Genomic DNA, 19,641 nt, shown 5'->3' with positions numbered 1-19,641 from the left:
AGCGTGCGGCCGCTGGATCCCCGCCTTCGCGGGGATGACGCCGGAGGTTGTGAACAGCTTCCAACGTGACTCTATGCGAGGTCGAGCCCCAGCTCACCGCTCCGCATTTCGAGCGAGATGACCCACAGGTCCGGATCGAACTCCTGCTCGCGCAGGATGCGTTCGCGGGTCTGCAACGGCTCGACATGGTCGAAGCGCAGTTGAAACACGCGCGCTTCGCTGTTCTCGGCCACGGCAGTCGCAGGCGCGGGCGTATAGAGCGACACCTCGCCGTTGAGGTGGTCGACCTCCACGAAAATCTGGCCGGCGATGGGGTCGCCGCGGCGCGACACCACGCACATGTGGCCAATGTCATTGTGGCGCCGCACGAAGGCGGCTACCCAGAGATCGGTACGGAACATGCCGCTGGTGTGCCCGAAATCCAGCCCTGCGGCTAGATGACGGCGCCGTTCTCGAGCAGCAGGTCCAGCAGTTCCGGTGTGATCCGGCCGGTCACCTTGTAGTTGAAGTAGACCTCGAAGTTGCGGATCGCCTTGGCCGTCGCCGAGCCGGCAACGCCATCGGCCGGACCGTGCAGGAAGCCCAGGCTCGCGAGCCCGCGCTGCACCTTGGCCACCACCACCGGATCGGTCACCGAAAGCGCGCGCACCTGGTCCGGCGTAGCGTCGGTGTCGAGCACTGCGATGGCCTCGCCGGGCTTGGGCGGATCTTCCTCGATCTTCAGCGGCACGCCGACCTGGGGACCATCCGGCAGGGCCGCCAGCTTCTGCGGCGGCACGGGGGCCGCGGTGACGGTGGCGGTCAGCGGCTTGGCCGGCGCCACATAGTTCTGGGTCACCCGCCTGGTCGGAGGATCGGTCATGGCCAGCGACTGTACGCCGTCCACGATGGTGTCGAAGGCCTCGCCGGCGGTCTCCGTTGCCATTTCCAGCGCGGCTTCCGGAGAACTGGGCACGGGTCGGCCGAGCAGCGTGTTGGCGGCATTCTTGGCCGCGGCGAGTGGCTTGGCATGCGTGATCTCGGCGAGCGACTGAGTCGGGCGCGCGGCATTCGGGAGGTCTTTCTCCACCGATTCTGTCTTCACCTGCGGCAGGTTCACCGTCACCGGCTGGTCCGACAGTGCCGGCAGCGGCTGCCTGGTGGGCATTGCAGGAACATTGACTACCGGCGCCACCGGAGCAGCGAGGATCGCCTCAACCACCGCGGGCGTCAGCTGACCCATCGGCTTGAGGCCCTTGCTCTGCTCGAACTTGCGGATCGCGGCCGCGGTCTGCGGGCCGTAGTAGCCATCCACGTCGCCGGCAAAGAGGTTGAGGCTTGCGAGCTTGCGCTGCACCTCGAACACCTGCGTGTTGCCGACCGGACCGGTCGCCGGCGCCTCGGTCGCAACCGGCGTGGCTGCAAGCTCCGCCGGCGCCGCGACAGGGGCTTCGGCGGCAAAGCTCTTGGGCCGCATCTTCGGAATCACCGGGACCGAATCGATCGAGCCGGTCGTCACCTGCTCGATGGGGGCAAATAGCGGCGCAGGGTGCTCGTGCCGCTGGCCATAGAGCGCGTTCGAACCGGCCATGGCCGTGGTCACGACAAGGGCCGCGATCGCAGAATTGGTGAGGGGCGAGCGCATGTAGCGCTGAATGACCCAGAGCGCCGCCTGGCCTGCATGGGCCAATGCGACGCCGCCGACCTGCAAAGGCAGGTGCGCAAGAGTTGCTGCCGTCATAGAGCTCTTTTTCTTTCGTCGTGCCATCTGGGCATTTGCTGCGGGGCCGGGTCCCGATGAAGGGGCGTCACCGCCGGAGTTTCCTCCACCTTGGTTTCCGGACCGTTTATCGGCAGCAGAACCGTCATCACGGTTCCCTCACCCGGCGACGACGACGCGTGCAGCGTCCCGTCATGCAGTTCGACCAGGCCCTTGACGATCGAGAGCCCGAGCCCGGTGCCCTCGTAACGGCGGGCCAACCCGTCCTGGGCCTGGAAGAAGGGCTCGCCGATGCGGCGCACCGCGTCCTCGGCCATGCCGATGCCGTGGTCGGCCACCGAAATCGCCAAGTGCCGCCCCTGACGCTTCATGGCCAATGTGACGACGGTGTGTTCCTTAGAGAATTTCACAGCGTTGGTCAGCAGGTTGATGAGAATCTGCCGGCACGCCCGCTCGTCGGCGATCAGCATGGGCAGCGAGCGGGGAATATCGGTCATCAGCCGCACCGACTTCTGCCGCGCCATGGCGTCGACCATCTTCAGGCAGGGCTCGACCAGTGATTCGGGCGCGATCGGCTCGGTGGTGAGCTCGAACTTGCCCGCTTCGAGGCGGCTCATGTCGAGCAGCATCTTCACCACTTCGAGCAAGTGGTGCCCGCTCTGCTGGATCAGCGTCGCATATTCCTTGTGCTGCGGGCTCATCTCGCCCACCACGCCCGAGCTCATCATCTCAGAAAAGCCGACGATGGCGTTCAGCGGCGTGCGCAGCTCGTGGCCGATGGTGGCGAGGAAATGCGACTTGGCGCTCGAGGCTTCCTCGGCGAGTTTGCGGGCGCGCTGCAGTTCGTTCATGTAGTCGTGGCGCTCGGTCACGTCGCGCAGCAGCACAACGACCTCGTTGCGCTCGCTATGCACGTCCTCCTCGAGGACCGGCGACAGCGCCACCTCGATCCAGATGTAGCGCGGCGCGGCCGACGAGGCGCCGGCCTCGTCGCGGCGCATGCGAATCTCGACGCGACGCGTCTGCCCGTCCTCGTTGGCTTCGGCGAAGGCAGTGAGATAGGCGGGGCGGTCCAGCACGTGGATACGATCGACGAGCCCGCTGCCGCTCAGCTCGAAGCGACGGCAACCGAACAGCTTCTCGGCGGAGCGCGAGGTGAACAGCACCGTGCCGTCGGGCGAGAACCGCATCACCGCGTCCTGCACATGCTCGATGAGATGGCGATAGGCGTTGATCTGGGCCTTCTCGTAGACCTCGAACACCTGGTTCAGGCGGTTGCCCGAAAGCGCGACGATCGCCGCCGCGACGGCGAAGATGAACCCGGCCATCAGGGCGTAGCCAAAGCCGAAGGGCTCGGGCCAGCCATACCAGTTGAGGCTCGCGCCGGCGCCGACGGCAATCACCACGACGAGCACCGCCCAGGCGCGCTTCTTGACCGGAGTGCGCGCAAGGAGCGACGCCTGCACGGGCGCCAGCAGCGCGATGCCCAGGCCGAAATCAGCCAGAGCCGGATCGGCGAGGGTCAGCAGCAAACCTGCCAGCAGGGTGGCATAGACCTGCCCGCCCGCCGCCCGTTCGTAGTGGCCGCGCTGGCACAGCGCGAGTGTGGCAACGCCGGTCGCAATGCCGATCATGGCGAGGATGAAGGGCAGCAGCAGGACCTGCGTCAGCGCATAGAGCGCGGCCGGCATGCCGGCGACACTGAGCGCCAGGATCAGCTTGGCGTTTCCGGCAATGGCACGACGGCGCATGGCGTCGGGACGCCCACCGGCGCCACGCCACGGCTCGGCGCGCCATGCCGTCCTCAACCATGCCCAGAGCTTCAACATGCTCGAAACCAAACCGCCCCGCCGAACCTTCTTGTTGTTGGTCGGAGCTTCCACTCCAACGCCTAATGCGGCTTTAAGGGGAAGGGCCGGCGCGGCGTCCACGCACCGCTTCTGCCCGGTTGCGCAGGGGCTTTCTCGGGTTAGCGTAAACGTTTGGTTTGCGACCGGGGGGCGCTCAAACGTGCCGATCCGATGCAATTTTATCGAAATCGCGAAATCGCATTTAAGCCGCGCCGCCTAAGGTCGCTTCCAACAGACAGCGGCATATCGGCCGCGAGGTTGCGAGGCTTTCATGTTCCTGCTCCGGTCCGCATTCTGGCTCACGGTGATGTTCCTCATCATCGCGCCCAAGGATTTCGACCTCGGCAAGGCCGCTGGCGATGCATCGCAGCAGGCGCTCGCCGCAGGACGGCAGGCGGTGGTCGAGCAGGTGCTCGCCGCCGAATGCACCTCGATCGAATGCGCCGGCAGCAAGACCGCCATTGTCGTGCTCGCCGGCAACCAGAACCCCTCCACCGCCGCGTTCCAACCCGCTGCGACAACGCCGGTCCCGCTCCCCCGACCGCGACCGGATCGGATGGGGTAACCCAGAGGCCGCGACACTTCCCGACGCTACTCAAACGCGATCTCTGGCCGAGCCGCAGTGCGCTGCCCCGCACTGCGGCTCCCTGCATTTGCCCGCCCCCTCGACCGCCATTGCGACTCGCCGTTGGAGGCCATCTAGCCTGATATCCTCGCAACGTTGGGACGCCGCCGCCGATGACGATACGGATCGCCGCCGCACAGACCGAGGAGTTTCGCGACGACCTCGACGCCTCCCTGGCGTGTCTGGGCGATTTCGCGCGCCGCGCCGCGGACGCCGACGTTCGCCTGCTCTGCTTTCCCGAGGGATTTCTGCAGGGCTACCTCCTCGATGAAGGAACAGCGCGACGCGCTGCCCTGGATCTGTCGTCACCTGGGTTCGCCGCCGTGCTCGAACGCTTCCCGCGTGGTGGTCCGGTGCTCGTCATTGGGATCATCGAGACGGCCGGCGAAAAGCTCTTCAACACCGCCATCGTGGTCGATCGCGGCGTGCTGGTCGGCCGCTACAGGAAGGTACATCTCCTCGACGGCGAGAGCCTGTTCACGCCTGGAAGCGAGACACCGGTCTTCGCCGCCGGCGGCCTGCGCTTCGGCATCAACATCTGCTACGACACGAACTTTCCCGAAGCTGCGCGCAGGGTTGCCGATCAGGGCGCGTCGCTGCTGGTCTGTCCGGCCAACAACATGATGCGCCGCGACAGGGCGGAGGAGTACAAGCACGCGCACAACGCCATCCGCGGTGAACGCTGCCGCGAGACCGGACTTTGGCTGCTCTCCTCGGACGTGACCGGTACGCGCGACGGACGCGTCGCATGGGGCCCGACCGCGGTGCTGAACCCCAGCGGCGAGGTCGTATCGCAACTGCCGCTCGACCAGACCGGGCTGCTGATCTTCGATCTTCCCGGCACATCGGCGCTTGCGCCGGCCAGTCAGGACACCTATATGAACCGCTGAAACGAGGCTTCGCCGCCTCGGTTCTTGGCGCCGGCTGGAGTTTCCACCTCCTGGCCGGCGTCTTCATTTCCGGCCCCGGCCCTGCATTTGCCAACCATCTAGGCTGGCGCGGATAAAGCGCCTATCTATCCCGAATGAGCCACCCGCAAGCCTTCGCTGACATCGCCGACAACCTCTCCTACCTCGATGACTGGGAGGACCGGTACCGCTACATCATCGAGCTCGGCCAGGCCCTGCCGCCGCTGGCGGAGGACGAGAAGAACGCCGAAAACAAGGTGCATGGCTGCGTCTCGCAGGTCTGGCTGGTCTCCGAACGCGACGGCACCAAAGTCAGCTATCGCGGCGAATCCGACGCCATGATCGTACGTGGGCTGGTGGCGATCCTCGTTGCCCTCTATTCGGGGCGTCCTGCCCGCGAGATCGCCGACACGGACGCGATCGCCATCTTCGACGAGCTTGGGCTGCGCGAGCACCTGACCACGCAGCGGTCGAACGGGCTGGTGGCGATGGTTAACCGCATCCGCACTGAAGCCAAGGCGCTGGCGGCTGCCTGAAGGCTAGCGGACCAGCAGCGTGGCGGCAAAAATCGCGGCCATCATCAAAGCAATCGTCAGTAGTGAATAGTCCATAGCCCGCCCCTGCAATATCTGCACGCTACGGTGCTTCGCACATTCTCGGCAACCACCAACTCAACTGCAAATAACGACGGCATAACGGCGGCCTAGCCGAACTCGCGCGGCCGGGCACCAGCCATCCAGGCGCGACGCCGCTGTGCCTCGGGTCCCGTTGCCGCCTCACCCAGCCCATAGAGCTCAGCCAGCCGGTCGAGGCCGATGCGCAGGACCAGCTTGGCGCTGCGCCGCGGCCAGCCGTGTTCGGTCTCGACCAGTTGCAGGCCCTTGCCGAAACCGCAGACGTCGAGCACGACATCGGCGCAGTCACGGGGCAACTGGCGATGCAGTTCCGCGAGGGCCCTCCGCGCATCGGCAGCCATGTCGCCGATCTCGCCGACATGACCCGGCCCGCCTTTGGCCATGTGAGTGGGCGAATAGCTCATGGTCAATCGCGGCTGCAGTTGTGCCCGCTCGACAAGCCTGCGGACCCGCTCTCCCGCCTCAACCTGGTGCGGCTTCAGGAACGCCTCGGCCTCGCCGCTCGCAACTGCCAGCCGTGCCAGCGGACTCTCGGCAAGGTTCAGCGTCACGCCGTCCTTGCCAGCGACCTCGACGCGGTGCTGCGCGGCGAAGGCATCCTCGTCGAGCATCTGCCGCTTCAGCCATTGTGCCGTCCCCGGCAACGGACGACAGCAGGCCGTATCGCCACCGATTGCACCGGCGGCGATCAGGTCACGTACGTGGATTGCCTCGAGCGCGGCATCGCCGGCCGTGAAGAACTCGCCCTCGCACCGCCCCTCGCCTACCGTGAGCAGGGCACGAACGAACCGCAGCACCGCCTTACCGGGCCGTCGCACGGGTCACCTCCCGCTCGTTGCCCCGGTCATCGGCAAGCAAATCCTCAAGTCGATTCAAATCATCGTCGAAATCCGGACGCTCGCGGAGTTCCTCGATCAGCGCGCAGGCGTGCGATACGGTCGTGCGGTCGCGCCGGAAGAACTTGCCGACCTCGGCATACTGCCGGCCATAGCTCACATGCATCAGATACATCGCGATCTGCCGGGCCAGCGCGATCGGCGCTTCGCCACGATCACGACCGAGCAGATCGGCCATGCTCACCTTGCGATGGCTCGCCACGACCTCGGCGAGGCGCCACCCGCGGGGGTCCAGGCGGCGCGGCTCGAACCGCAGCACCCGCCCGCCCCTTCGTTTTGCCGGTGCGGGGGCATTTCCCGCTTCAGCCAACACGCTCCGCATCGCCGCCTCCAGAATAGGATGATATTCCTATAATCTGCAACGGCTGGTGCGGGGATAAGTCGCCGGATCACGTTCCCAGCGTGGAAAAGCAAACGGCCGCCCCAAGGGCGGCCGTGGAAGTCTCATTCCCCGATAGAGGATTACGCGGCCTTGCGGCCCAGGCCATTGTCCTTGGCGAGGCGCGACCGGGTCGCGGAGTAGTTCGGCGCTACCATCGGGTAGTCGTTCGGCAGACCCCACTTCTCGCGGTATTCTTCCGGCGAGAGATGGTAGTGCGTGCGCAGATGACGCTTCAGCGATTTGAACTTCTTGCCGTCCTCGAGGCAGATGATGAAGTCCGGATGGACGGACTTGCGCACAGGGACGGCCGGCTTCAATTCCTCTACGGGCTCAGCCGCCACCGGCGACTGCAGATTCTTGAGGGCGTTGTGCACGTCGTTGATAAGCTTGGGCAGGTCAGTGACGCTCAACGCATTATGGCTAACATAGGCGGAGACGATGTCGGCACTCAGATCGATGAGATCGTTGTCAATCGTACCGTTTCCGCCGGTGGTGTCGGTCATATCGGGTCCTTTTCTGTGATGCTTACGGGCGAGGAGGTGGCTTCCTTGTCCGTAACTCGTTCTGTAGGCCTGCTTGTTTGTGAAATCAATAGCAGACTCGATACTGTGTATAAATCATCATTTGCGGCAATATTGTGCAACATGGCGTTGCAGTCACCGTAAATCGTCGACAGTCGTTATCGAACTAGGTGTTTCCCCGCTTCGAAAAGCCGCACGTGCCAGCAAATGCGCAGCCACAGGTGTCGATAACAACAGGAAAACGACGCCCAGCAATGCCCGAAGCATCACCGCGCCATCCAGCGATTCGATGGCGACCGCAAGGAAGACTGCGCCGGCTCCGGTCGCCCCGGCCTTGGATGCGGCATGGAGCCGCGTGTAGAGGTCCGGCAGCCGCAGCACACCGATCGCGGCAATCAGGCTGAAGCCGGCTCCGAACAGCAGCAGCGCCGCGGCCACGTAGTGGGCGATCTCTTCGATCATGCCGCATCCTCCGATGCAGGATGCCGGGCGGCGCGGCTCATCAGGTAGCGGGCCAGTGCCACCGTCGACAGGAACCCGACCAGCGCCAGCGCAATGGCGATGTCGACATAGAGGGAAAAGCCGGTGAGCACCGTGAACGTGCCGATGAAGGCGGTTCCCAGCACGGTGATCAGGTCGAGCGCAAGAATCCTGTCGGCGAGGCCAGGCCCGCGCACCAGACGGACGACCGTGATCAGCAATGCCACAAGCAGCAGTCCGAGCGATACCTGGCCGGCGATGGCCAACACGGCGCTTCCACTCATCGAAACGCCCCCATCACCTGTCGCTCGAAACCGTTGGCGATGTCCCGGATGAACTCGTCCCGGTCGGTTACGTGGATCGCGTGGATGTAGAGCAGGCTGCGGTCCTGCGACACGTCAACGCTCAGAGTCCCCGGTGTCAGGGTGATGAGATTGGCGAGCAAAGTGATCTCGGCATCGCTCCGGGCCGTAAGCGGATAGGCGATGATAGCCGGCTTGATATGTGCGTTGAGATCCGGCCGGATCACCAGCCGCGCCACGCGAAAGGCGCTGAGGATCAGTTCGCGCACGAAAGTCACGGCCAGCCCGAGGATACGCAGCGTACGGGGCAGGAAATTGGGCCGATTCACATACGCCCGGACGACGAACAGCCCGGCGGCCGCCACGACGGCCCCCAGCAGCAGGTTGGGCAGCGTGAAGCTGCCGGTCGCGGCGGCCCAGCCCAGGGCGAGCACTATGGTCAGCAACATCACGTTCATGGCGACACCTCTGCCAGCCCCGTCGCGGCGACATAGTTGGCCGGATCGAGCAACCCGGCGGCGGCCTCCCTGCCAAAGCCCAGCAGCGGTTCCGGCCACAGGCCGAGCACCACCACCACGACCGTAAGGGCGGTGGCCGGCGCGAGCCCGAGCCACACCTCGCGCCGCCGCAGCGGCCGAAGGTCCGGATTCGGAGCTTCGCTCGCGCCCTCGTGGCCACCGCGCCAGAAGATGTGGGCCCACAGGCGGCTGCCGGCGATCAGGGTCAGCAGCGCATTGGCCAGCACCCCCAGCCAGAGCGCCAGCTCCCAGCCCGAGGTCCAACCCGTAATGCCGCCCTCGACCACCAACAGCTTTGGCCAGAAGCCGAGAAACGGCGGCACGCCCGCCACTGCGAGCATCAGCACGAAGAACAGTATCGAAGGCCACGCCGCGGCGGCATAGAGACCGCCCATCTTGCGCGTGTCGGTCTGGCCGGTCATGTGCTCGATCAGCCCGGCGAGCAGGTAAAGGCCGGTCATCGTCAGCATCGCATGCAGCACGTAGGCTGCGGCGCCGGCCAGCCCCGCCACATTGGCCAGCGCGAGCCCCGCGATGGTCACGCCGATCCCGCCGATGAGAAGGAAGCCCAGCGCCCGCCGGAGATTGGTCTCGGCGATCGCTCCCAGCGGCCCGAGCAGCATGGTCGCAACCGCAACCACCGCGAGGATCGGCTCGAGCACCTCGCGGCTGGCCGGCAGGAGCATCGCCAGCACGCGGATCAGCGCATAGACGCCGACCTTGGTGAGCAAGCCGGCCATCAGTGCCGCAATCGCGGCGGGCGGTGTATGGTAGCTCGCCGGCAGCCAGTTGTTCACCGGGAAAGCCGCGGCCTTCATGCCGAATGCAAGCAGCAGCAGTGCCGCAATCGCGGTCACCACTGCCGGATCAGCCGCAGGCGCGACCCGCACGATATCGGCCATGTTGAGGGTGCCGAGCGTGCCGTAGATCAATCCCAGCGCGGCAAGGAAGATCGTCGTCGCGAGGAAATTCAGGAAGCCGTACTTCACGGTGCCGTCGAGCTGGGCGTTGCGTCCGCCCAGCACCATCAGCCCGAAGCTCGCGATCAGCATCACCTCGAACCAGACATAGAGGTTGAACAGATCGCCGGTGAGGAACGATCCACTCACGCCGGCGAGCAGCAGCAGCACCAGCGGATAGACGCCATCGCGCCGCGCCCGGTCGGGCATTTCGGCGCGCAGGTGGACCAGCAGCACCAGCGTGACGAAGGCGGCCGCCAGCGCGAATACGGCGCTCGCAATATCGGCAGTGAAGCTGATGCCAAATGGGGGTAACCAGCGTCCCATGGTCATCGACACCGGACCGAGCTCGACCACGCGCTGCACCAGCATGCCGTTCGAGAGGGTGATCACCGCGACGATGCCGAGCGCCAGCCAGAACTGAGCCTCCTTTGCGTCACGGAGCATGAGCAGCAACCCGGCGCCTGACAGCCCCAGTGCGACCGGCAGGATTACCAGCCAGTCGATGGGGAAAGTCGCAAAATCCTGCAGCACGCCGGGCATCAGTAGCTCATCGGCGGTTGCGGCCGGTTGGGCGGCTCGGCAAGCCGCATCCGGTCAGTGTCATCGGCCTCGAGCGACTGGTAGGCGCGGTAGGTCAGCACCAGCAGAAAGCTGAACATGGCAAAGCCGATAACGATAGCGGTGAGGATCAGCGCCTGCGGCAGCGGGTTGGCGGCGCCCGCGAGCGGCGCCGTTGCGCCCTCCGGCACGATTGGGGGCACGGTGCGCCCAAGCCGGCCGGCGACAAGGATCAGCAGGTTCACGGCGTTGCCAAGCAGCACCAGCCCGAGCAGCATGCGGATCAGCGCCCGCGACAGCAGCAGGTAGATCGCGGCGGTAAAGAACACGCCCGACAGCGCGGCGATGACATGCTCCATCAGCTGTCCTCCTCGTCCACCGCGAGGGCCAGCGCAACGGCGCTCAGCGTGCCGAAGACAACGAAATAGACGCCGATGTCGAACACCATGGGCGTGGAGATCGCGACTTCCACCACATCGAAGTCGAACGTCGTCCACAGCCCGGTGAGGAAGGGGACATCGAAGGCCAGCGACAGCGCCCCGGAGAGCGCCGCAAGCACCACGCCAAAGCCGGCAAAGCTGATCGGATGCGCGCGCAGGGCCCGCCGCGCTTCGTCAACGCCCATCGCCATGGCGTAAATGGCCAGTGCCGAGGCTGCGATCAGCCCGCCGATGAAGCCGCCCCCCGGCTCGTTATGCCCGCGCAGCAGGACGAAGGCTGAAAAGACCAGCATCACGGCCGTCAGCAATGGCGCGATGGTGCGGAAGATCAGCGAATTCATGCCGCGACCTTCCGCGTACGCTTCTGCTTACGTGCCGGCCCCGGCGGAGCGGCTTCCGACACAACTGCTCGACGCTGCCGCGCGCCGCGTATCAGGGCGAGGATGGCGACACCCGCGGTCATCACCACGGCGATCTCCCCCAGCGTATCCAGTCCGCGGAAGTCGACGAGGATGACGTTGACCACGTTATGCCCGTGCGCCACCGGCACGCTGTTGGCATTGAAGAATTCGGAAAGGCGCAGGTCGAGAGGCCGGTCGAGCACGGCCCAGAGCAGGCCCGTAAGGCCGATGCCGCAGAGGAGGGCCAGCGCGCCGTCCCGGGCCCAGTCCTCGAACGGCCGTCCGTCGGCGCGGTCAAGGTCCAGCCGGGTCATGACCAGGGCGAGGATCACGACCGACAGGATTTCGACCATGAACTGGGTGAAGCCCAGGTCGGGCGCACCGACCAGGAGGAAGAGCATGGCAATGGCGAGCCCTTGCAGGCCGAGCGCAAGAATGGCGAACAGCCGGCTGCAGGCAAAGACCACCGTCACGACGCCGATCACGGCGAGCGCGACGACGCCCCATTCGTAGAAGGTCAGGTCCGGAGAACGTGGCCAGATCGCCCGGCCATCGAGCAGCCACAGCGGCAGTATGGCCGCGGCCGCCAGTAGGGCAAAGACGACGACGAGATAGAGTTCGAGCCGCCCATGCTGCACCAGCCGAGTCAGCGCGCCCGCAAGCTGCACCAGGCCGAAATAGGCGGCATCGAAGCCCTTGTCGAAGGTCCAGCCGATGCCGTCCTGCAGGCGCCGCAGCATGCCGCGCAGGCGATCGAGCTGCCAGAAGATCAACCCCGCCAGTATCCATGTCGCGACCGACAGCCAGAAGGGCAGCCCGAGAAGGTCGACCCCGAGTCCTAGATGCGTTTCGACCTCGTTGCCGAGGATGGCGGCACTGGCCGGGGCCACCAGCAACTCGCCGGTCTGGGCAATAAACAAGCCGAGCAGGATGCCCAGTGCGCCGAGCACGATCGGGCCAGCCAGCATGGCCACCGGCGCATCATGCGGCGTTATCGGGGTCGGCAACGTCTCGCCCATGAACGGCTTGATCAGGATGGCAAGCCCCACCGCGCCCAGCAGCGCGTTGCCGAGCACGAGCGCAGTGAGCGCGAGCAGCGGAACGAGGTCGCCCAGCGCGAGGCCGAGATACATCTCTTCCTTGGCGAAGAAGCCGAGCAACGGCGGCAGGCCGAACATCGCCGCCGAGGCCATGATCGTGCCGATAAAGGTCAGTGCCATGGGCTCGCGCAGCCCGCCGAGAGCGGTGATGTCGCGCGTACCGGTGCCGTGGTCGATGGCGCCGACCACAAGGAACAGCCCCGCCTTGTAGAGCGCATGCACGAGGAAATAGAGCACAGCCGCGGTGATCGCGATTTCCGTGCCCGCGCCGAGCAGCAGCATGAGCAGCCCGAGCGAGGCGATGGTAGTGTCGGCGAGCATGCGCTTCATGTCGGTCTGGCGTAGCGCCGCCACCGCGCCGAATAGCAGCGTCACGCCACCAAAGCCCATCAGCGTCAGGTTCCAGATCGCCTCTCCCCCGAGGTGCGGCGACAGCCGCGCAACGAGGTACACGCCCGCCTGCACCATGGTCGCAGAGTGCAGGTAAGCGGACACCGGCGTCGGCGCCTCCATGGCGTTGGGCAGCCAGAAGTGAAACGGCCACTGTGCCGACTTGGTAAAGGCGGCGAGCAGCATCAGCCCGACCAGCAGCGGGTAAGCGGCGCTCGTCTGCAAGCCGCCCGCCGCGCTCAGTTCCCAGCTGCCGGTCGTGGCGAAGATCACCACTCCACCGGCGAGCAGCGCCAGCCCGCCAATACCAGTCACCACCAGCGCCTGGACGGCGGCACGGCGCGCTGCCTGCCGCGTGTGATCGTAGCCGATCAGCAGGAACGAGGTGACCGAGGTCAGTTCCCAAAACCCGTACAGCGCCACGAGATTGTCGGCCAGCACCAGCCCCTGCATCGCGCCCATGAAGGCCAGCATGAAGCCGAGGAAACGCCCCTGCCCGTGTCCCTTCAGGTAGGCGCTCACATAGATCAGGATGAAGGTGCCGATGCCGGCAATGGTCAGCGCGAAGGTGAGGCTGAGCCCGTCGACGAGAAAGCTGAGGTTCAATCCCCAGGATGGCGCCCACGGCCACACGAGCGCTATCTCGGCGCCGGCCGAGATGTGTCCGACGAGGCCCCACAGCGCGACGAATCCCGCGCCGGGAACCAGTGCGACGATCCAGCCGGTGACATCGCCGGCCACCCGATGGATCAGCGGAACCAGCGCCGCCGCCACAAAGGGCAGCAGCACGACCAGCAGCACCGCCATGTCGGGGGTCGTCTCCACCCGGCTCCGCCTCCAGTGAGGATTCGATTGACGTTCAACTTACCGGCCCCCACCGGCCCCGCAAGGCAAACCGGCTGCGGCGATGGCGCGCACCACAGCTTTGTGACAAGCCGGCGCGATTGCGAAACGCCGCTGCAATCGCCATATCTGCGGCACAAGGAGATCCCCCAATGAGTGAGACCTTCAAGGTTCAAAAGACCGAGGACGAGTGGCGTGCGGCCCTTTCCCCGGAGTTGTATCGCGTCGCCCGCGAGCATGGCACGGAGCGGCCGTGGTCGCACATCTACAACACCGAGAAGCGCGACGGGGTCTATCACTGCGCCGCGTGCGGTGCCGAGCTCTTCACCGCCGACACCAAGTACGAGTCCGGCTCGGGCTGGCCCAGCTTCTTCGACGCCATCCAGGGCTCTGTCGGCCAGACCATCGACCGCTCGCACGGCATGGTCCGCGTCGAGGCGCACTGCAATAATTGCGGCGCCCATCTCGGCCATATCTTCCCGGACGGTCCGAACCCGACCGGCAACCGCTTCTGCATGAACGGCACCAGCCTGAAGTTCGAGCCGAAGGCCTGATACGTCGCTGAGGCGCCCAACCGGGCGCCTCTCTTCTTCCGCGCTCGCGCCGCCGGCGCTATGAAGCGCTACCCTCCCCTACAGAGCGTTTGCATGCCTACTCCCCCGATCGCAAAGCGCCGCCAGCATGCCGCGACCCATCACGGCATCACCCGGCAGGATCCCTACCACTGGCTGCGCGCCGAGAACTGGCAACAGGTGATGCAGGAGCCCGAGACGCTCCCGGCCGATATCCGCAGCTACATCGAGGCCGAGAACGCCTATTTCGCGGAAAGCTTCGAGACGCCGCACCAGCCGCTGCTCGACACGATCTTCAAGGAGATCAAGGGCCGCATCAAAGAGGACGACAGCGGCATCGCCTCGCCCGACGGGCCGTGGGCCTACAACTCGCGCATGGAAGAGGGCAAGCAGTATCCCATACTCGTCCGCACACCGCGCCATGGCGGAGCAGAACAGATCCTGCTCGATTGCAATGTCGAGGCGGGAGAGAGCTATTTCGGCTTCGGCGGTGGCGACCATGATCCGTCGCATCGCTGGCTGGCCTGGAGCGCCGATCTTGCGGGCAGCGAGTATTACACGCTGCATATCCGCGACCTCGAAACCGGCAAGGATACCGGCGAGGTCATCGAGGACATTGCCGGCGGCGGCGTGTGGTCGGCCGATTCCAGCGCGATCTACTATTCCGAGTATGACGACAATCACCGGCCGTTCCGCGTACGCCGGCACGTCATCGGCACGCCGCAGGCCGATGACGAGATCGTCTACGAGGAGAAGGATCCAGGCTTCTTCGTCGGCGTCGACGAGACGCTGTCGCGCAACTACATCGTCATCGACGCGCATGATCATCAGACCAGCGAGTTCTGGCTGATCGATGCCCGCACCGGCGATGCACCGGTCTGCATCTCGCCGCGGCTCACCGATCGCGAATACGACGTCGAGGATCGCGACGGCGTCTTCTACATCCTCACCAACGCCGATGGCGCCGAGGACTTCAAGATTGTCACCGTCTCCGCCGACAACCCGGCGGCCGAGAACTGGGTCGATCTCGTACCGCACCGGCCCGGCGTGCTCATCCTCGACATCATCCTGCTGCAGCACCACCTCGTCCGCCTCGAGCGCTTCGAGGGCCTGCCGCGCATGGTCGTGCGAACGCTCGCGAGCGGCGAAGAGTGGACGGTGAAGTTCGACGAGGAAGCCTATGCGCTGGGCATGGCGGCCGGTTACGAGTTCGACACGACGACCATCCGCTTCACCTATTCCTCGCCCACGACGCCGTCGCGGACCTACGACCTCGATCTCGTCACCCGCGAACGCACGCTGGTCAAGGAGCAGGAGGTCCCCTCCGGCCATAACCCGGACGACTACGAGACCCGCCGCATCTTCGCCGAGGCAGCCGATGGCGAACGCGTGCCGATCACCCTGCTCTATCGCAAGGGCCTCGCCCTCGATGGTGCCGCCCCTGTCCTGCTTTATGGCTACGGGGCCTACGGTATGGCGCTGCCGGCCGGCTTCTCCGTGAGCAAGCTCAGCCTCGTCGACCGTGGCTTCGTCCACGCCACCGCGCATGTCCGAGGCGGCATGGAAAAGGGTTATGCGTGGTATCGCAACGGCCGGCGCGACAAGAAGGCCAATACCTTCACCGATTTCATCGCCGCTGCGGAAACGCTGATCGCGCTTGGCTACACGTCCAAGGGCCGGATCGTCGCAGAAGGGGGGTCGGCGGGCGGCATGCTGATGGGCGCCATTGCCAACATGCGGCCGGACCTGTGGGCCGGCGTCATCGCCGAAGTGCCGTTCGTCGACGTGCTCAACACCATGCTCGACGAGACCCTACCGCTCACCCCGCCGGAATGGCCCGAATGGGGCAACCCCATCGCCGACCTCGACGCCTATAGCCGCATCGCCGGCTACGCCCCCTACGAGCAGGTCGAGGCCAAGGCCTATCCGCCGATCTTCGCGCTCGCCGGGCTCACCGATCCGCGCGTGACCTACTGGGAACCGGCCAAGTGGGTGGCCAAGCTCCGCGTCACCAAGACCGACACAAATCCGCTGTACCTCAAGACTCATATGGACGCCGGCCATGCCGGCGCATCCGGCCGCTTCGACCAGCTCAAGGAGACGGCGCTGAGCTATGCCTTTGCGCTTTCATGTGTCGGATTGGACTAATTCATCCCAAACCGGGAATTGTTGAGCAAAGCCAAAGGGCCTATATCGGGTCCGAGCCCAGCAGCTAACGCATAAGACCCAAATTGGAGGCATCCAGAATGGCATACGAACTTCCCCCGCTGCCCTACGCTTACGACGCGCTTGGCCCCTACATGAGCGCCGAGACGCTCGAATTCCACCACGACAAGCACCATCAGGCCTACGTGACCAACGCCAACAAGCTGGCCGAGGGCAAGGGTCTCGAAGTGTTGCCGCTCGAGGACCAGGTGAAGGAAGTGTTCGGCAAGGATCCGGGCCTCTTCAATAATCTCGGCCAGCACTATAACCACGTGCATTTCTGGAACTGGATGAAGCCCAATGGCGGCGGCGGCGCCTCCAAGGTCCCCGGCGACCTGCTGAAGGCGATCGATTCCGATCTCGGCGGCTTCGACAAGTTCCGCACCGATTTCATCGCGGCCGGCACCACCCAGTTCGGTTCGGGCTGGGCGTGGCTGTCGCTGAAGGATGGCAAGCTGCAGGTCACCAAGACCGCCAATGGCGAGTCGCCGCTGGTGCACGGCGCGGCGCACCCGCTGCTCGGCGTCGACGTGTGGGAGCACTCCTACTACATCGACTACCGCAACGCGCGTCCGAAGTATCTCGAGGCCTGGTTCGACAACCTGGTCAACTGGGACCATGTCGCGCTGATGTACGAAGAAGCCAAGTAAGCGGCTTTCCAGCACAAGCATCAAGGCCCGCTCCGGCGGGCCTTTTCTTTTGCGGGGCATCGGCCGCCCGCTTCCCCCCGGCGTCACACAATGGTAACGATTGTTTAACCATAACCCGGGAGCACGTCGTGGCCGAACCGTCGCGTACCATTGCCGTGCTTGTCGCCAATCCGGCGCTGAGCTCGGTGCTGTCGATGGTGCTGGCCTCGGTGCCGAGCTTTCGCGTGCGCCCGTTCGAATCCGAGCACGCGCTGGTCACCTACATGCGGCTCGCGCCGGTCGATGTGGTGGTCACCGATTTCGACGCCGCCAATGCGCGGGCCGACCGGGTGACGCGCGATCTGCGCGCCGACGAAACGATCCCCTATCGTGGCTACCAGGTGATTGCGCTGGCGAGCGAGGTCTCCCCTGAGACGAAAAATCTCTGCATCGCCTCGGGTATCGACGAAGTCATCGTCAAGCCGATGTCGCCGCGCTACCTGCTCGAACGCGTGCAGTCGCGGCTGGCACGGGCCACAGCCCGCACGGCAACGCGGCCGGTTCGTCGCACGGCACCGACGCTGCTACGCCCGGATTTCTCGCAGTACGGCAACGTCATCCCGCTGTGGACGCGCGATCGGCCACTGCCGCAGCACTGAGGCGGCTCAGGCCGTCACGTTCAGCGCCCAGGCGACCTTGTTCCACAGGTCCTCGACATTGTCGGTGAACACCACGATCCTGTCAGCGTGGTTCACCGAGTGGCTCAGCACGTCTGTTGCCATGCCGCGCACGGCCTCGAAGGCGCGGTGGTGGTTGAGCAGCACAACCGGCTTCCTGCCGGCCCCTGCCCCAGCCCGCACCCAGGTGCGATAGAGCGCGGCCGCCGAGGCGAGCGAGCCGGGCAGCCCGACAAGGGCCTGCGCCAGTTCGCCGACGCGCAGCAGGCGCAGCTCCGGGTCGTCGATGCGCTCGACCGGCACTTCGGTCAGTGCCGGCGGCGAGACGAACTCGGCATCGGCAACGATCAGAACGTCGCCGCCGGCAGCCCGGGCGCTGGTGATCAGCGGGATGGCTTCGAGCGCGCCGTCGGCGAGGCAGATCAGTCGTGCCCCGTGACGGGCGAGGATGGTCCCGGCCTGGGTCATGATCGGCGCGCGCTCTGCATCGCCCGGTCCCTTGTCCGAGGCGAACACGGCGAGCGCGGGCCGGGCAGAAGCGACGTTACCGGCCACGGGTAAGTCCGCCGAGAATACCACGCAGCAGCGCTTTGCCGATGCCGTTGGCCAGCGTACGGCTCAGCGAATTGATCGCGGCTTCGGTGGGGGTCTGGCGTGTCGAACGCCGCGGCTGCGCCGCCCGCTCGGCCTTCTCACGCGCCGCCGCTTCCTTGGCGTCGGCCTTGGCCTGGGCCTCGGCAGCTTGGGCCGCCTGGCGCTCGGCGGCCTTCTTGCTCAGTACCTCGAAGGCCGACTCGCGATCGACCATGGTGTCGTAGACTCCCGCCACCGGCGAATTGGCGATCACCGCGCGCCGCTCCTCCGGCAGCAAGGGCCCCGACTGCGCCGATGGCGGCCGGATCAGCGTGCGAGCAACCATGGACGGGATGCCCTTGTCTTCCAGTACGGAAACCAGTGCCTCGCCTATGCCGAGCTGGGTAATCACCTCTTCCGTCGAGAAATCTGGATTGGGCCGGAAGGAGTCGGCCGCCATGCGCACCGCCTTCTGCTCCTTTGGCGTGTAGGCGCGCAGTGCGTGCTGCACGCGGTTGCTCAGCTGCGCCAGCACCGCATCGGGAATATCGGCGGGGTTCTGGGTGACGAAATAAACGCCCACGCCCTTGGAGCGCACAAGTTTGACCACCTGCTCGACCTTGTCGACCAGCGCCTTGGGCGCGTCGTCGAACAGCAGGTGCGCCTCGTCGAAGAAGAAGACCAGCTTGGGCTTGTCCGGATCGCCTACCTCGGGCAGCACCTCGAACAGCTCGGAGAGCAGCCAGAGCAGGAATGTTGCGTAGAGGCGCGGGGCGCGCATCAGCTCGTCGGCGGCGAGGATGGACACATAGCCCTTGCCGTCGACGCTGGTCCGCATCAGGTCCTGAATATCGAGCGCGCGCTCGCCGAAGAACTGCTCGCCGCCCTGCTGCTCCAGCACCAGCAGCGCCCGCTGCACTGCGCCGACCGTGGCAGTCGCGACATTGCCATAGGTCGTCGAGATTTCCTGCGCGTTGTTGGAGATTTCGACCAGCAGGGCGCGCAGGTCCTTCAAGTCCAGCAACAGCAGGCCGTTGTCGTCGGCGAACTTGAAGGCGATGTTGAGCACGCCTTCCTGGGTGTCGTTGAGATCGAGGATGCGGCTCAGCAGCAGCGGCCCCATCTCCGAGATGGTGGTGCGCACCGGGTGGCCCTGGCGGCCGAAAAGGTCCCAGAAGATGGTCGGGAACTTCGCCGCCGCGTAATCGGTAAAGCCAATCTCCTCGGCCCGCTTGGTCTGCCAGTCGACCATCTTGCCCATGGCGGCGATGCCGGAGAGGTCGCCCTTGATGTCGGCGGCGAACACGGGGACGCCGGCGGCGGAGAACGCCTCGGCCATCACCTGCAGCGTCACGGTCTTGCCGGTGCCGGTGGCGCCCGTCACGAGGCCGTGCCGGTTCCCATATTTCAGTGCCAGGTATTCCGGGCGGGTGCTGGTGCCGAGATAGGCCTTGTCGGGAAGGAGCATGACGCCT

At 65.7% G+C, this 19,641-nt stretch carries 22 protein-coding genes; 7 read left to right on the top strand and 15 right to left on the bottom strand.

Annotated elements, in window-relative coordinates; genetic code table 11:
• Positions 1-71: 71 nt before the first annotated feature.
• Genes AC3A6I_RS05280 through AC3A6I_RS05270 form a run of 3 tightly spaced genes read right to left on the bottom strand, consistent with a single transcriptional unit; the run spans position 72 to position 3,528 of the window.
• A complete protein-coding gene (locus tag AC3A6I_RS05280; protein WP_487542300.1) occupies positions 72-401 on the bottom strand; it encodes a DUF1491 family protein in 330 nt (109 codons plus the stop codon).
• Positions 402-433: 32 nt separating this feature from the next.
• Positions 434-1,720 carry a peptidoglycan-binding domain-containing protein gene (locus tag AC3A6I_RS05275; RefSeq protein ID WP_487542298.1) on the bottom strand — a complete coding sequence of 429 codons (1,287 nt, stop codon included), beginning with the start codon at positions 1,718-1,720 and terminating at the stop codon, positions 434-436.
• Positions 1,717-3,528, bottom strand: a complete 1,812-nt coding sequence (locus tag AC3A6I_RS05270) for a PAS domain-containing sensor histidine kinase (protein ID WP_487542296.1) — start codon at positions 3,526-3,528, stop codon at positions 1,717-1,719. Before AC3A6I_RS05270 ends, AC3A6I_RS05275 begins: the two co-directional genes overlap by 4 nt.
• A gap of 292 nt (positions 3,529-3,820) precedes the next feature.
• On the opposite strand from AC3A6I_RS05270, the gene AC3A6I_RS05265 reads away from it, so the two are divergent.
• The 3 genes from AC3A6I_RS05265 to AC3A6I_RS05255 all read left to right on the top strand — a co-directional run bounded on the left by AC3A6I_RS05265 (position 3,821) and on the right by AC3A6I_RS05255 (position 5,618).
• Positions 3,821-4,114 carry a hypothetical protein gene (locus AC3A6I_RS05265; protein ID WP_487542294.1) on the top strand — a complete coding sequence of 98 codons (294 nt, stop codon included), beginning with the start codon at positions 3,821-3,823 and terminating at the stop codon, positions 4,112-4,114.
• 173 nt (positions 4,115-4,287) lie between these two features.
• On the top strand, positions 4,288-5,064 hold the full coding sequence (locus AC3A6I_RS05260; RefSeq protein ID WP_487542292.1) for a carbon-nitrogen hydrolase family protein: 777 nt from the start codon (positions 4,288-4,290) through the stop codon (positions 5,062-5,064).
• A gap of 134 nt (positions 5,065-5,198) precedes the next feature.
• Entirely contained in the window at positions 5,199-5,618 is a 420-nt protein-coding gene (locus AC3A6I_RS05255) for a SufE family protein (protein ID WP_487542290.1), read from the top strand.
• Between the two features lie 167 nt (positions 5,619-5,785).
• On the opposite strand, the gene AC3A6I_RS05250 is transcribed toward AC3A6I_RS05255, so the two are convergent.
• The 10 genes from AC3A6I_RS05250 to mbhE all read right to left on the bottom strand — a co-directional run bounded on the left by AC3A6I_RS05250 (position 5,786) and on the right by mbhE (position 13,492).
• Positions 5,786-6,535 carry a DUF6456 domain-containing protein gene (locus AC3A6I_RS05250; RefSeq protein WP_487542289.1) on the bottom strand — a complete coding sequence of 250 codons (750 nt, stop codon included), beginning with the start codon at positions 6,533-6,535 and terminating at the stop codon, positions 5,786-5,788.
• On the bottom strand, positions 6,519-6,935 hold the full coding sequence (locus AC3A6I_RS05245; protein ID WP_487542287.1) for a helix-turn-helix domain-containing protein: 417 nt from the start codon (positions 6,933-6,935) through the stop codon (positions 6,519-6,521). Before AC3A6I_RS05245 ends, AC3A6I_RS05250 begins: the two co-directional genes overlap by 17 nt.
• A gap of 140 nt (positions 6,936-7,075) precedes the next feature.
• The gene (locus AC3A6I_RS05240) at positions 7,076-7,498 is read right to left on the bottom strand and encodes a Ros/MucR family transcriptional regulator (RefSeq protein ID WP_487542285.1); all 423 of its coding nucleotides are present in this window, start codon (positions 7,496-7,498) and stop codon (positions 7,076-7,078) included.
• Positions 7,499-7,651: 153 nt separating this feature from the next.
• Positions 7,652-7,978 carry a monovalent cation/H(+) antiporter subunit G gene (mnhG, locus tag AC3A6I_RS05235; protein ID WP_487542283.1) on the bottom strand — a complete coding sequence of 109 codons (327 nt, stop codon included), beginning with the start codon at positions 7,976-7,978 and terminating at the stop codon, positions 7,652-7,654.
• The gene (locus AC3A6I_RS05230; protein WP_487542281.1) at positions 7,975-8,280 is read right to left on the bottom strand and encodes a monovalent cation/H+ antiporter complex subunit F; all 306 of its coding nucleotides are present in this window, start codon (positions 8,278-8,280) and stop codon (positions 7,975-7,977) included. Before AC3A6I_RS05230 ends, mnhG begins: the two co-directional genes overlap by 4 nt.
• Complete coding sequence (locus AC3A6I_RS05225) at positions 8,277-8,756, bottom strand: Na+/H+ antiporter subunit E (RefSeq protein ID WP_487542279.1); 480 nt, start codon at positions 8,754-8,756, stop codon at positions 8,277-8,279. Before AC3A6I_RS05225 ends, AC3A6I_RS05230 begins: the two co-directional genes overlap by 4 nt.
• Positions 8,753-10,318: a proton-conducting transporter transmembrane domain-containing protein gene (locus AC3A6I_RS05220; RefSeq protein ID WP_487542278.1), complete on the bottom strand. Its 1,566-nt coding sequence runs from the start codon at positions 10,316-10,318 to the stop codon at positions 8,753-8,755. Before AC3A6I_RS05220 ends, AC3A6I_RS05225 begins: the two co-directional genes overlap by 4 nt.
• The gene (locus AC3A6I_RS05215) at positions 10,318-10,695 is read right to left on the bottom strand and encodes a Na+/H+ antiporter subunit C (RefSeq protein ID WP_487542276.1); all 378 of its coding nucleotides are present in this window, start codon (positions 10,693-10,695) and stop codon (positions 10,318-10,320) included. Before AC3A6I_RS05215 ends, AC3A6I_RS05220 begins: the two co-directional genes overlap by 1 nt.
• On the bottom strand, positions 10,695-11,117 hold the full coding sequence (locus tag AC3A6I_RS05210; protein ID WP_487542274.1) for a Na+/H+ antiporter subunit B: 423 nt from the start codon (positions 11,115-11,117) through the stop codon (positions 10,695-10,697). Before AC3A6I_RS05210 ends, AC3A6I_RS05215 begins: the two co-directional genes overlap by 1 nt.
• Positions 11,114-13,492: a hydrogen gas-evolving membrane-bound hydrogenase subunit E gene (gene mbhE, locus AC3A6I_RS05205; RefSeq protein WP_487542273.1), complete on the bottom strand. Its 2,379-nt coding sequence runs from the start codon at positions 13,490-13,492 to the stop codon at positions 11,114-11,116. The genes AC3A6I_RS05210 and mbhE overlap by 4 nt, the downstream gene beginning before the upstream one ends.
• 170 nt (positions 13,493-13,662) lie before the next feature.
• Between mbhE and msrB the strand changes: the two genes are divergently transcribed.
• From msrB to AC3A6I_RS05185, 4 genes are all read left to right on the top strand, one after another.
• Positions 13,663-14,064, top strand: coding sequence for a peptide-methionine (R)-S-oxide reductase MsrB (gene msrB / locus AC3A6I_RS05200; RefSeq protein ID WP_487542271.1), 402 nt, complete (start codon positions 13,663-13,665; stop codon positions 14,062-14,064).
• Positions 14,065-14,157: 93 nt separating this feature from the next.
• Positions 14,158-16,230, top strand: a complete 2,073-nt coding sequence (locus AC3A6I_RS05195; RefSeq protein WP_487542269.1) for a S9 family peptidase — start codon at positions 14,158-14,160, stop codon at positions 16,228-16,230.
• 98 nt (positions 16,231-16,328) lie between these two features.
• A complete protein-coding gene (locus AC3A6I_RS05190; RefSeq protein WP_487542267.1) occupies positions 16,329-16,937 on the top strand; it encodes a superoxide dismutase in 609 nt (202 codons plus the stop codon).
• Positions 16,938-17,065: 128 nt separating this feature from the next.
• Positions 17,066-17,575, top strand: a complete 510-nt coding sequence (locus tag AC3A6I_RS05185) for a response regulator (protein WP_487542265.1) — start codon at positions 17,066-17,068, stop codon at positions 17,573-17,575.
• A gap of 6 nt (positions 17,576-17,581) precedes the next feature.
• Here AC3A6I_RS05185 and AC3A6I_RS05180 read toward each other — a convergent pair whose 3' ends face one another.
• Both AC3A6I_RS05180 and AC3A6I_RS05175 read right to left on the bottom strand, forming a co-directional pair.
• The gene (locus AC3A6I_RS05180; protein WP_487542264.1) at positions 17,582-18,148 is read right to left on the bottom strand and encodes a hypothetical protein; all 567 of its coding nucleotides are present in this window, start codon (positions 18,146-18,148) and stop codon (positions 17,582-17,584) included.
• The gene (locus tag AC3A6I_RS05175; protein ID WP_487542262.1) at positions 18,138-19,634 is read right to left on the bottom strand and encodes a helicase HerA-like domain-containing protein; all 1,497 of its coding nucleotides are present in this window, start codon (positions 19,632-19,634) and stop codon (positions 18,138-18,140) included. The genes AC3A6I_RS05180 and AC3A6I_RS05175 overlap by 11 nt, the downstream gene beginning before the upstream one ends.
• Positions 19,635-19,641: the final 7 nt, after the last annotated feature.

It is taken from the genome of Devosia sp. Soil_C_22, from assembly GCF_057657195.1.
This window is presented reverse-complemented; position numbering and strand designations above follow the sequence as displayed.